Below are 12628 nucleotides of genomic sequence, written 5' to 3'. Positions count from 1 at the left end.
GGGTAACCCCGCACTCTCGGCGCTCCCGTGCAGTCTCGCGGTCGGGTGCCGCCCGGGGACGCGGGGCGTCAGTCGCCGGTGGCGAGTTCGCGGGCGCGGGCGAGGGCGGCGTCCGTCGCCGTCTCGAAGACGACGTCGAGCCGCGCGGCCTGCAGAACCCCGACGGCGCGCTCGGTCGTGCCCTTGGGGCTCGTGACACGGCGACGCAGCTCGGCGGGGTCTTCACCGGATGCCGCGAGCAGCGCGGCCGCGCCGATGAAGGTCTGCTCGGCCATGAGCCGCGCCTGATCCTCGTCGAAGCCCTTGCCGCGCGCGGCCTTGGTGAGCTCCTCGATGAGCAGGAAGACGTACGCCGGACCCGACCCCGAGATCGTCGAGAGCGCGTCGATCTGCGACTCGGCGACCTCGATCACGGCGCCGCACGTCTCGAACAGGCGGCGCACGACGGCGACGTCGCCGGCCGCAGCCGTCGTGCCGGCGGCGAGGCCCGTGACGGCCTGCCCGACGACGGCGGGGGTGTTCGGCATCGACCGCAGCACGGGGATCGACGGCCCCAGGAGCGCCTCGAACGTCGCGATCGTGACACCCGCCGCAAGGCTCACCACGATCGTGCCCGGACGCAGGGACGGCGCGATCTCACGCAGCAGATCGGGGACCATGACCGGCTTGACACCGACCAGCACGATGTCGGCCGCGGCCGCGGCATCCGTGTTCCCCGTCGGCTGCTCGGCGAGCGCGATGCTCGTCACGGCATCGAGGCCCGCGAGTTCAGCGGCCTTCTCGGCCGTGCGGTTCGTCGCGACGACGCTGCTGGCGAGCCCGGAACGCACGACGCCCTGCAGGATCGCACCGCCCATCGAACCTGCACCGAGGATCGCGACGGGCGGGAGGACGGTCGTATCTGTTGCCATGCCGCCATCCTATGAACCTGATCCGGATGCCGCGCCCCGACCCCGGATCCGCACCGGGTCGCCGGATATAGTCGAAGGACGACGGGGGCCGGGACGCCCTCGCGCGGTCAGCATCCGGAGGCACGCTCATGACCCTCTTCGACGGCATCACCTCGCGCGTCATCGAAACGCCGAGGCTGAACGTGAACATCCTCGAGCGCGCGGGCGACGATCCGAAGACGCCGGTCGATCAGACCGTCGTGTTCGTGCACGGCAACGTCTCTTCGAGCCTGTTCTGGCAGGAGATCATGCAGGATCTGCCGAGCGACCTCCGAGTCATCGCGATCGATCTGCGGGGCTTCGGCGGCACCGAGCACGCCCCCGTCGACGCGACGCGCGGTGTGCGGGACTTCAGCGACGACGTCCGCTCGACGCTGGAAGCCCTCGAGATCCCGACGGCTCATCTCGTCGGCTGGTCGATGGGCGGGGGCGTCGTGATGCAGTACGCACTCGACCACCCGGTGCTCAGCCTCACGCTGCAGGCACCCGTCTCGCCGTATGGATTCGGCGGCACGCGCCGCGACGGCTCCCGTCTGACCGACGACGACGCGGGCACCGGAGCCGGCGGCGCGAACCCCGATTTCATCCGGCGGCTCGCCGAGGGCGACCGCAGCGATGAAGCGCAGACCTCGCCGCGCAACGTCTTCCGTTCGGGCTATGTCGCACCCGGCTACCGCACCGACCACGAAGACGTCTGGGTCGAATCGATGCTCACGACCTCGACAGCCGAGGGCAACTACCCCGGCGACAGCGTGGCGAGCGACGCGTGGCCGGGATTCGCGGCCGGTCCGCTGGGCGTGCTCAACACGATGACGCCGGCGCACTTCAACGTGTCGGGCATCGTCGACCTCGCGCCCAAGCCGCCGATCCTGTGGATCCACGGCACGGCGGACGCGATCGTCTCGGACGCCTCGTTCTACGACGTCAACTACCTGGGCCAACTCGGCATCCTCGCCGACTGGCCGGGTGAAGAGATCGCGCCGGCTCAGGAGATGGTGTCGCAGACGCGCGATGTGCTCGGCGCGTACGCCGATGCAGGCGGGGATGTCACCGAGATCGATCTCGAGGGTGTCGGGCACTCGCCGCACCTCGAGCGCCCGGCCGAGTTCCGTCACGCCCTGCTCACGCGCATCGGCTATGTGGGCATCCCGGCCAACCCCGCGCCGCCCACGGAAGCGATCATCCTGCGCTCGGCCGACTGACGCCGCACGGCGCTCGGGCATAGGCTTCCGCCATGAGCGCGTCCGGTGGCGGGAAGGCCATCATCGCGGCGTTCCTGGCCAACCTCGGCATCGCCGCGGCCAAGTTCGTCGCGTGGTTCATCTCGGGTTCGGCTTCGATGCTCGCCGAGGCGATCCACTCCGTCGCCGACTCGGGCAATCAGCTGCTGCTCCTGCTCGGCGGGCGTCGCGCGAAACGCGCAGCCGACCGCGAGCACCCGTTCGGTCACGGACGCGAACGGTACGTCTACGCCTTCGTCGTGGCGATCATCCTCTTCTCGGTCGGAGGCCTCTTCTCGATCTACGAAGGCGTCCAGAAGATCACTCATCCTCACGAGCTCGACCACGTCTGGGTCCCCCTGCTCGTGCTCGTCATCGCGATCGGGCTCGAGTCGTTCTCGCTGCGCACCGCCGTGCGCGAGAGCAACCTGGTGCGCCCGAAAGAGCAGTCCTGGGTGTCGTTCGTCCGCCACGCGAAGGCCCCCGAGCTTCCGGTCGTGCTCCTCGAAGACATCGCCGCCCTCACGGGTCTCGTCTTCGCCCTGCTCGGGGTCGGGCTGTCCGCCGTCACGCACAACCCGATCTTCGACGCGATCGGCACGCTCATGATCGGCACGCTGCTCATCGTCGTCGCGATCACCCTCGGCGTCGAGACGAAGAGCCTGCTCGTCGGCGAGGGTGCGACACAGACCGACCACGACCTCATCGTCGCCGCGATCGAGTCGGGTCCCGAAGTGGAGCGGCTCATCCACATGAAGACGCTCTACCTCGGTCCCGATGAATTGCTCGTGGCGGCGAAGATCGCCCTGCCGTCCGACAGGCCGCTCGTCGAAGCGGCGCACGACATCGACATCGTCGAGGCGCGCATCCGCGTCGCCGTGCCGGCCGCGCGCGTCATCTATCTCGAGCCCGATGTCTACCGTCGCGGAGACAGCGCGGAGCCCTCGACGGAGGAGATCGTCATCCGCTCGGTCGATTGAGCGCTGTCAGACTGACGGCATGGAGTACACGATCTTCACCGAGCCGCAGCAGGGATTCTCGTACGACGACCAGCTCGCCTTCGCGCAGACCGCCGAGCGCCTCGGCTTCGACGCCTTCTTCCGTTCCGACCACTACATGCGGATGGGCCCGGGCGACCCCCTGCCGGGACCGACCGACGCGTGGACGACGCTCGCCGGCCTCGCCCGCGAGACGAGCCGGATCCGGCTCGGCACGCTCGTCTCCTCGGCGACGCATCGTGCACCCGCGATCTTGGCGATCCAGGTCGCACAGGTCGACGCGATGTCGGGCGGACGGGTCGAGTTCGGCCTCGGCACGGGATGGTTCGAGGACGAGCATCGCGCCTACGGCATCCCGTTCCCCGCGAAGCGGTTCGGTCCCTTCGAAGAGCAGCTCGCCGTCATCACGGGGCTCTGGGAGACACCGGCCGGAGAGACTTTCTCGTTCGACGGCGAGCACTACACGCTCGTGAACGCGCCCGCCCTGCCCAAGCCCGTGCAGGAGCGCATGCCCGTCATCGTCGGCGGAGGCGGGCCTCGTCGCACCCCGGCGATCGCGGCGCGCTACGCGACGGAGTTCAACATCGGCTTCCAGCACGAAGACGTCGTCGCTGAGAAGTTCGACGGCGTCCGCGCAGCGTGCGAGCGCATCGATCGCGACCCCGCGACCCTCAAGCTGTCGGTCGCCCTGCCGACCCTCGCGGGTGCGACGTCCGCCGACCTCGAGCGGCGCGCCGCCAACGCGGGGACGACCGTCGGAGCCGCACGCGAGCGCGGAGGCATCGTCGGCGGCGCCGATGAGATCGCGGAGAAGGTCGCTCGCCTGCGCGACCTCGGCGCCGAGCGCGTGCATTTCCAGCTCATGGACCTGCGCGACGTCGACCACGTCTCGTTCCTCGGCGAAGAGGTACTGCCTCTCCTCCCCCGCTGACCCCGTGACCCCGCCGCCTCGCCGCGCGTTGCGCGCGGTGAGGTCGCGCGTTGCGTCGATGCGCGTTGACGCACGGTGATGTCGCGCGTTGCGTCGATGCGCGTTGCGTCGATGCGCGTTGCGTCGATGCGCGTTGCGTTGACTTGCGGCTTGTGCCCACGACACGCCGGATGCGGGGAGCACAAGCCGCAAGTGGACAACGGGTGCGACGTGCGGCGGCGCCGTGACCGTGGGAGGGCGCGGCGTGGGACAACGCGCACCGGAGGACAACGCACCTTGTGTTGACTTGCGGATTGTGTCGACGACACGCCGCGCGCCGCGCGCACAAGCCGCAAGTCAACAGGGGAAGCCGGGCGCCGGCGGACCGCGGGCGCGGGGGGCGGAGGACCGCGGGCGCGGGCGCGGGAGGGAAGGGCGGCGGGGGCGTCAGCGGCGGGCGTCGAAGAAGGTGCGCAGAAGAGCGGATGCCGCCTCTGCGGCGACGCCGCCGACGACCTCGGCGCGGTACGGCAGGCGCCGGTCCCGCACGAGGTCGTACATGGATCCGGCGGCGCCGGCCTTGTCGTCCCAGGCGCCGAACACGAGGCGCGGGATGCGGGACTGCAGCACCGCCCCGGCGCACATGACGCAGGGCTCGAGCGTCACGACGAGCGTGCACCCCTCGAGGTTCCACGAGCCGAGGGATGCCGCGGCATGACGCAGCGCGACGATCTCGGCGTGCGCCGTGGGGTCGCCCGTCGCCTCGCGCAGGTTTCGCCCTTCGCCGATGACCGTGCCCGCGGCATCCGTCACGACGGCACCGACGGGCACGTCGCCCGCCGCTCCGGCCTCGGCGGCGAGCTCGAGCGCACGTCGCATCGCGGCGGCATCCATGGAGTCGAACGTCACGACACGAGCGTACGGTGCGGCGGCACCGCAGCGACTACCCTTGCCCTATGCGCCTGCACGTCGCCGATCATCCGCTCATCACGCACAAGCTCACGGTTCTGCGCGACGCGCGTACTCCTTCGCCCGTCTTCCGTCAGCTGACCGAAGAGCTCGTGACGCTGCTCGCCTACGAGGCGACCCGGAACGTTCGAGTCGAGCCGATCGAGATCCAGACGCCGGTCACCTCGACGATGGGGGTCAGGATCGGCGAGCCGCGTCCGCTCGTCGTGCCCATCCTGCGCGCAGGACTCGGCATGCTCGAGGGCATGGTCAAGCTGCTGCCGACGGCCGAAGTGGGCTTTCTCGGCATGGCCCGCAATGAAGAGACCCTCGAGCCGACGACCTACGCCGAGCGCCTGCCCGACGATCTGAGCGACCGGCAGTGCTTCGTGCTCGACCCCATGCTGGCGACCGGCGGGTCGCTCGGCGCGGCGATCGAGTTCCTCTTCGACCGCGGAGCGCAGGATGTCACCGCGATCTGCATCCTCGCGGCGCCCGAGGGACTCGCGGCGATCGAGAAGCAGGTCGAGGGGCGCGACGTCACGCTCGTGCTCGGCGCCGTCGACGAGCGACTCGACGAGCGGGCGTACATCGTGCCCGGACTCGGCGACGCCGGCGACCGTCTCTACGGCACCGTCTGACTCAGCGCGCCGGCTCGGTCGGCGGGCTCTTGCCCGTCTCCTGCTCCCAGAACTCCAGCTGCTGGGTGAGCGCCTTCGCGAGTTCGAAGACCTGCTCGGGAGGGATCCGGATGCGGCCCACGACGCGCGCCGGCACGACCGTCCGGCGCTCGCCCGTCGCCTGATCGACTTCTTCGTGCGGGGGCTGGGCGAGAGTCAGGAAGTCCATCACGAAGACGGTCGGCGTGTGCCAGACGTTCGCGAAATCGGCGTAGGAACCGGGGATCTGCTCGGGCGGAAGATCGATCTCGAACTGTCGTGGGGCGTCGTCGGCCACGGGTACCTCCGTCGGGACTCGGTGTTCGACGAGTCTACGCGTCGCCGCTCAGGCGCGTCCGACGAGCCGGGCGAACGCGCTCAACCGCGCGACGCCCTCGGGCGTCCGCGGCAGATCGTCGAGCAGCTCGGGCGAATGCACGAGGTAGGCCGTATGCATGGCGCGTGAGATCGCGACGTTGAGGCGGTTGCGCAGCAGGAGGAAGTCGACGCCGCGGGGAGCATCGCGCCCCGACGAGGCCGCGAGCGACATGATCGCGACGGAGGCCTCCTGACCTTGGAATCGGTCGACCGTGCCGACGGGAACCTCGGCGAAGCCCGCCGCGGCAAGCGCCTCTTCGACCATGACCTGCTGCGCGTTGTACGGCGTCACGACGATGATGTCGCGCTGCTCGAGCGGCCGCGGATCGCACGGAGCGGCTCCGTCGCCCTCTTCGAACCGGATGTCGCGCCACTGGCGGCCGACGAGATCGCGCACGATGTCCACGACCGCTTCGGCCTCTTCGGGCGACTGCGTCGCATTGCCGCGGTGCCGCACGGGCACAGCGTGCACCCCGGGCTCGATTCCCTCCAGCACCCGCATCGCGGTGGCCGGATGCGCCGCGAGCTCGCCGTCGTACGACAGCACCGACACGGGAGCGGCCACCTCGGGTCGCATGCGGCGCGTGCGCGCGAGGAAGTAGCCGAGCTCGGCGGGGATGACGTCGGATCCGTCCATGACCCACCCGAGCGCCGACGTGTCGACGGGCTCGGGATGCGTGCCCTGACTCACCTGCGGCAGCTGCTGCGGATCGCCCAGCAGCAGCAGCCGCGGTGCCGCGAGCGAGACGGCGATCGTCGATGCCAGCGAGAACTGCCCCGCCTCGTCGATCACGAGCAGGTCGAGACTGCCCCGCGGGATCCGACCTTCGTGCGCGAAGTCCCACGCCGTCCCGCCGACGACGAATCCGGATGCCGCGTGCTCGGCGGCGAACGCGGCGACGCCGTTCTTCGGGATGACCGTGAACGCCACAGGGGTCTCGGGGTTCTTCGGCGCCTTGCCGACCTGCGCGGCCGGCGCTCCAGCGTCGATGATGCGGTCGAGCATGTTCTCGACGACGGCGTGGGACTGCGCGACGACGCCGATCTTCCATCCGTGCTCGCGCACGAGGCGGGCGACCACGTGCGATCCGACATAGGTCTTGCCGGTGCCGGGCGGCCCCTGCACGGCGAGGTAGCTGCGGTCGAGGCCGCGCAGAGCGCGCACGATCGTGTCGACGTCGCCCGCCGTCGACGACGGCAGAGCGCCCCCGAGGACGCGCGGCGGCCGTCGCAGCAGGATGTCGGTCGCGGGGTCTTCGGGCAGCGCTGGTGCGGCCGCACTGATCGCGTCGGCCCACGTGTCGATCGCCAGCTGCTGGTTCCCGGCCCGCGGCGGAGCGGCCGGCGTGAGCGCGAGGGGCAGGTCGCTCCACGTCACACCGTCGACCGCCGTCTCTTGCACCACGACGCCGTCGTCGAGCACCTCGACGACCGTGACGGCGCGCGTCGCATGGATCCAACGCGGCATCGCCTCGTACGGGAACGGTGCGGGCAGGTCGTAGAGCGCGAACGGGTTCGACCCCACGCTCAGCCGTGTACCGGGTGCAAGCTCGCCGCGCAGCTCGACAGTGCGGCGCTCAGCGCCGCGGCCGCTCTCGGCGACGTGCCAATCGTCGACGACCCGGCACCGGTCGGGGTCGATCACGACGACGTCGCGCGTCTCTTCCCACAGCGACACCGGTTCGCGCAGGCGCAGGAAGTGCGTCGCCCAGAACGACTTCACTTCGCGCGGGTAGTAGTCGATCGCGGCGGCACCGAGGCGCAGCGCGACGGCCTCGGGGGAATCCTCGGGATGCTCGGTGGCCGATCGGGTGAGCGCGAGAGCGCGCGGCGAGGGCTCGTACACGTGCTCGTCGGGCTCGGGGTTCGGCGTCGGACGAAGGCCCGCCTCGCGCGCCCGGTCGACGAGCCAGTCGCGCAGGCGCCTCGTCGACACGCAGTCGTAGCGGTTGTAGTCGGCAAGGTCGTCGAGGATCGCATTCGCCGCGGCGTCGTCCTCGTCCGCGAGCGCGCGGGCCTCGACGTACTTGACGATCGAATCGTCGCCCTTCTGCACATCGCTCGTGCGCACCTCGTCGCCCATGTAGAGCGGCTCGAGCTTCTTGATCGAGTAGGAGCGCGACCCGACCCGCAGCGCGCGGCGCACGATCGGATACAGGTCGACGAACACCGCGTCGCGCAGGAGTCGGTCGACGTCGGCTTCGCGCACGCCGTAGCGCGCGGCCATCGCGAGCAGATGCGTCGGCTCGTAGGGCGCGTAGTGGTAGATGTGCATGCCCGGGTACTGCGCCCGGCGCAGCGCGATGATGTCGAGGAACGTCTCGAGCGCACGCTTCTCCTCGTCGAACGAATGGGCCCACAGCGCCGTGTACTGCTCGCGGTCGTCGACCCAGCCGAAGAGGTAGTCGAGCCCCCACCGTCGCGCGCCGCCGTCGGCCTCTTCGCTGTAGAGCGGGTCGCCCTCGAAGTCGAAGAACAGATCACCGTCGTCGGGACGCGGCAGCGCCGCGATCGCCTTCGGCTCGACGACCTCGAACGTCGGCACGGGCGGTGCACCGCCGCTCGGAACCTCGTCGAGTCCGCCCGCGGGGCTCGTGAGCTGCAGCCGGGCCTGGGTCTGCAGCATCCGGAACGTGTCGGCGTTCATCCTCGCGGGCAGCACGCGAGCGCCGGCGAGGTCGTCGATCGTCATGATGCCGGCGGTGCGCAGCCGTTCGCGCTGGGTCGGCCGGATGCCCGCGACGAGCAGCAGATCACGGGATGCCGCGACCTCGGCGTCGCACGTCGCGCAGCGCCCGCACGCCACGACGCGCAGGTCGCCGCGGTCGTCGCCCCACGCGATGGGTTCGCCCGCCGCGCCGAGGTCGACACGCCGGTCGGCGATGAGGGCCGCGAGCCGGGCGCGGCGCAGCCGGAAGACGGGGAGCAGGTCGTCGATCTCGTGCGCGCTGGTCGTGCCGTCGCCGAGCAGCAGTTCGACGCGGTCGCCGCGCGGAACGCCCAGCCGGTCGAGCTGGTCGACGTAGGCCGCGAGCTGCATGAGCGCGGTGACCCGCGCGCGTCGCGCGAGCTTCGTATCCTGCACGATCCACGCCCCGCCGGGACCGCTCCCTGAGCCCAACGCGGTCCCTGAGCCTGCCGAAGGGTCGCGCACGAGGAAGTCGGCGAAGCCCACGAACTCGTCGGTGGCGAACGCGGCCTGATACACGACGGCGGCATCGGAGGCGAGCGCCGCGTCGGTCAGGGCGACGGCGTGCGCGAGCCCCGCCGCATCCGTCGATCTCGTCTCGGGGATCTCGATGACCCGCTCGCTGCCGAACTGCTCGATGTAGTCCGCGAGCACACGCCGCTCGTGCGCCGTGCCGAGGCGGCCGGCGCGCTTGAGCGTCTCGTCTTCGGGCTCGTCGACGGCGGCGATGCGCCCGAGCTTCGCGTCGATCGCGCGGGCCCAGGCGAACTCGCACTCGGCCGCCGCCTTCAGATCGCTCGCACTCCAGACGATCCGGCTCTCACCCTCGATATAGCGCATGTCTCCCCTTCCTCCACGACCCTAACCGCGCCCTCAGACACCCCCGTCGCGTGCGATCTGCAGGAAGCACATCCCGGGTCGGCGTGTCGCGGGCGCGAAGCATCACAGGTCGCGCCCCTTCCTGCAACCCGCCCGGCTCCCCCTCGCCGCACCCGCAGCCGCGGTGCCACACTGGAGCGATGAGCCTGCCGTTCGAGAGCGCCTACCGCCACGGCTTCGCCCGCGTCGCCGCCTGCACGATCCCCGTTGCGATCGCCGACCCCGTGGCCAACGCCGACGCCGTCCTCGCCGAAGCCCGTGCGTGCCACGACGAGTCGGTCGCCGTCGCCGTCTTCCCCGAGCTGTGCCTGACCGGCTACGCGATCGAAGACCTCGTGATGCAGGATGCGCTGCTGGACGCCGTCGACACCGCGATCGAGCGGATCACGGCGGCATCCGAAGACCTCCTGCCCGTCCTCGTGGTCGGAGCGCCGCTGCGGCACGGCAACCGCCTCTACAACTGCGCCGTCGTCATCCACCGCGGCGCTGTGCTCGGCGTCGCCCCCAAGTCCTACCTGCCGACCTACCGCGAGTTCTACGAGCGCCGCTGGTACGCGCCGGGCGAGCCGTGGTCGGGCGAGGGCATCCGCATCGGCGAGATCGAGACCGTCATCGGCACGAACCTGCTGTTCGACGTGCAGGATGTGCCGGGCCTCGTGCTGCATGCCGAAGTGTGCGAAGACGTCTGGGTGCCGATCCCGCCGTCGTCCAAGGCCGCCCTGGCCGGTGCGACGGTGCTGGTGAACCTCAGCGGCAGTCCCATCACGATCGCGCGCGCCGACGAGCGCCGGGCACTGTGCCAGTCGCAGTCGCTGCGGTGCCTCGCGGCATACGTCTACGCCGCTGCGGGCCAGGGCGAATCGACGAACGACGTCTCGTGGGACGGGCAGACGATGATCTACGAGGGCGGGATGCTGCTGGCCGAGACCGAGCGCTTCCCCGACGGCGCGCGGCGCAGCGTCGCAGACGTCGACCTCGATCGGCTGCGCCAGGACCGCTTGCGCCAGGGAACCTTCGACGACAACCGGGTGGCGACGGGGGCGGAGTTCCTGCACATCGAGACGCTGCTCGAGCCGCCGCACGAGGACATCGGCCTGCGCCGGCCGCTCGACCGGTTCCCGTTCGTTCCGGACGACGCCGCGCGGCTCGCGCAGGACTGCTACGAGGCGTTCAACATCCAGGTGTCCGGGCTCGTGCAGCGCCTGCGCGCGATCGGCGACCCGAAGCCCATCATCGGCGTCTCGGGCGGCCTCGACTCGACGCACGCCCTGCTCGTCGTGGCGCGCGCGATGGACCGGATGGGGCGCCCGCGCAGCGACATCCTCGCCTACACGATGCCGGGGTTCGCGACGAGCGAGCACACGAAGTCCAATGCCGTCGCTCTCGCCCAGGCGGTCGGCGCGTCGATCGAGACGATCGACATCCGGCCCGCCGCCACCGAGATCCTGCAGGGCATCCGGCATCCGTTCGCCGGTGGTGAGCCCCTGTACGACGTGACATTCGAGAACGTGCAGGCCGGGGTGCGCACCGACTTCCTCTTCCGTCTGGCGAACCAGAACAACGGCATGGTGATCGGCACGTCCGATCTGTCCGAGCTCGCTCTGGGCTGGGCGACCTACGGTGTGGGCGACCACATGAGCCACTACGCCGTCAACGCGGGCGTGCCGAAGACGCTCATCCAGCACGTGATCCGCTGGGTCATCTCGCACCGCGAGGGCGTCGACGACGCCGCGGCCGATGTGCTGCAGTCCGTGCTCGACACCGAGATCTCGCCCGAGCTCGTGCCGGCGGGGCAGGACGGCAAGCTGCAGTCGACCGAGGACCGCATCGGTCCGTACGCGCTGCACGACTTCGCGCTGTTCCACGTGCTGCGGTTCGGGATGCGCCCGTCGAAGATCGCTTTCCTCGCGTCGCACGCGTGGAACGATCCGGATGCCGGGGCCTGGCCTCCCGGTTTCCCCGAGGCCGACCGCTATGCCTACGACCTGCCGACCGTCGCGACCTGGCTGCGGGTCTTCCTGCAGCGGTACTTCGCGTTCGCGCAGTTCAAGCGCTCGGCGATCCCGAACGGACCCAAGGTCTCACCCGCGGGCTCGCTGTCGCCGCGCGGTGACTGGCGTGCACCGTCGGACGGCAATGCGCGCGTCTGGCTCGCCGAGCTCGACGCCGCGCTGCCGGCCTCGGCGCGCCCCGCCTGAGCGGCGGTCGCCGCCGCCCCGCGGCATCCCTCCCCCGGCCGTTCCCGACCGCGAGACCTTGACCGCGAGACTGCAACGGCGCGCCGAACGAGCGGGGTTCACCCGCAGTCTCGGCGGCCCGTTGCAGTCTCGCGGTCACGCGGGGGTGGCGTAGGCGAGAGTGATGATCCAGCCGTCGCGCGAGAGGTCGGCGAGGTCGTACTGCGCCCGACGATCGGGCACCCAGCCCTTCGTGTGCGCCGAGTTCAGCCGCACGTGCTCGCCGGCGACCCGCGTGCCGCGTCCGTCGGCGTCGCGCACGGCCTGCACCCGCGTCCAGTGCGCGAGCAGCGCGGCGTGGTCACTCTCATCGAGCAGGTGCGAGTGCCGCTTCATCGTGTTGAGCTCGACCTCGTCGGGGTGCGCGTCGCGCAGGTCGATCCCGACGACGACATCGGGCTCGGAGACCGTGACCAGCGACGCCGCGCGGGCGTTCGCGTTGCGGATCCGCAGCGGCACCTCCTGCCCGTCGACGACGGCGATGAGCTGGGTGTGGAAGCCGAAGGTCTTCGGCGCCTCGCGCTCGATGCGCACGTCCTTCTCTTCGACGCCGAGGCGCGCGGCGACGAGCTCCTTCGCGAGCGCGCGCTTGCGATCGTGCTCGCTCATCCGGGGGTCCCACCCCAGACGAGCCGAGATTCCGGCGGGGGTGTCCAGCAGAACGGATTCCATCGGTTCGCCCTTCTTCCTGCAGCTTCGCGCGGCGGTGCCGCCCCTTCATCTTGGCGTGGTCGCGCCGCCCCCGGAAGACACGAAGACG

At 70.8% G+C, this 12628-nt stretch carries 10 protein-coding genes; 5 read left to right on the top strand and 5 right to left on the bottom strand.

The window, feature by feature from the left end:
* Positions 1–68: 68 nt before the first annotated feature.
* Positions 69–911: a pyrroline-5-carboxylate reductase gene (proC, locus tag ACFC3F_RS14465; protein WP_376131206.1), complete on the bottom strand. Its 843-nt coding sequence runs from the start codon at positions 909–911 to the stop codon at positions 69–71.
* Between the two features lie 128 nt (positions 912–1039).
* Between proC and ACFC3F_RS14460 the strand changes: the two genes are divergently transcribed.
* Genes ACFC3F_RS14460 through ACFC3F_RS14450 form a run of 3 tightly spaced genes read left to right on the top strand, consistent with a single transcriptional unit; the run spans position 1040 to position 4099 of the window.
* The gene (locus tag ACFC3F_RS14460; RefSeq protein WP_376131203.1) at positions 1040–2152 is read left to right on the top strand and encodes an alpha/beta fold hydrolase; all 1113 of its coding nucleotides are present in this window, start codon (positions 1040–1042) and stop codon (positions 2150–2152) included.
* Positions 2153–2184: 32 nt separating this feature from the next.
* A complete protein-coding gene (locus ACFC3F_RS14455) occupies positions 2185–3150 on the top strand; it encodes a cation diffusion facilitator family transporter (RefSeq protein ID WP_376131200.1) in 966 nt (321 codons plus the stop codon).
* 19 nt (positions 3151–3169) lie between these two features.
* A complete protein-coding gene (locus tag ACFC3F_RS14450; RefSeq protein ID WP_376131197.1) occupies positions 3170–4099 on the top strand; it encodes an LLM class F420-dependent oxidoreductase in 930 nt (309 codons plus the stop codon).
* 426 nt (positions 4100–4525) lie between these two features.
* Here ACFC3F_RS14450 and ACFC3F_RS14445 read toward each other — a convergent pair whose 3' ends face one another.
* Positions 4526–4957 carry a nucleoside deaminase gene (locus ACFC3F_RS14445; protein WP_376131209.1) on the bottom strand — a complete coding sequence of 144 codons (432 nt, stop codon included), beginning with the start codon at positions 4955–4957 and terminating at the stop codon, positions 4526–4528.
* Positions 4958–5034: 77 nt separating this feature from the next.
* Between ACFC3F_RS14445 and upp the strand changes: the two genes are divergently transcribed.
* Positions 5035–5667, top strand: a complete 633-nt coding sequence (upp, locus tag ACFC3F_RS14440) for a uracil phosphoribosyltransferase (protein ID WP_376131195.1) — start codon at positions 5035–5037, stop codon at positions 5665–5667.
* Position 5668: 1 nt separating this feature from the next.
* On the opposite strand, the gene ACFC3F_RS14435 is transcribed toward upp, so the two are convergent.
* Together ACFC3F_RS14435 and ACFC3F_RS14430 are read right to left on the bottom strand one after the other, a co-directional pair.
* The gene (locus tag ACFC3F_RS14435; protein ID WP_376131192.1) at positions 5669–5983 is read right to left on the bottom strand and encodes a DUF3467 domain-containing protein; all 315 of its coding nucleotides are present in this window, start codon (positions 5981–5983) and stop codon (positions 5669–5671) included.
* 48 nt (positions 5984–6031) lie between these two features.
* Positions 6032–9592 (bottom strand): TM0106 family RecB-like putative nuclease, encoded by a 3561-nt coding sequence (locus ACFC3F_RS14430; protein ID WP_376131189.1) that lies wholly within the window; start codon positions 9590–9592, stop codon positions 6032–6034.
* 179 nt (positions 9593–9771) lie between these two features.
* Here ACFC3F_RS14430 and ACFC3F_RS14425 point away from each other — a divergent pair, with 179 nt between their 5' ends.
* The gene (locus tag ACFC3F_RS14425; RefSeq protein WP_376131186.1) at positions 9772–11829 is read left to right on the top strand and encodes an NAD(+) synthase; all 2058 of its coding nucleotides are present in this window, start codon (positions 9772–9774) and stop codon (positions 11827–11829) included.
* A gap of 135 nt (positions 11830–11964) precedes the next feature.
* Here ACFC3F_RS14425 and ACFC3F_RS14420 read toward each other — a convergent pair whose 3' ends face one another.
* Positions 11965–12477, bottom strand: a complete 513-nt coding sequence (locus ACFC3F_RS14420) for a hypothetical protein (protein WP_376131183.1) — start codon at positions 12475–12477, stop codon at positions 11965–11967.
* Positions 12478–12628 lie beyond the last annotated feature (151 nt).

Source organism: Microbacterium sp. NPDC055910 (genome assembly GCF_042271185.1).
Taxonomy (GTDB): Bacteria; Actinomycetota; Actinomycetes; order Actinomycetales; family Microbacteriaceae; genus Microbacterium.
The sequence above is the reverse complement of the archived record's forward strand: the minus strand, read 5'-3'. Positions and strand labels throughout refer to the sequence as shown.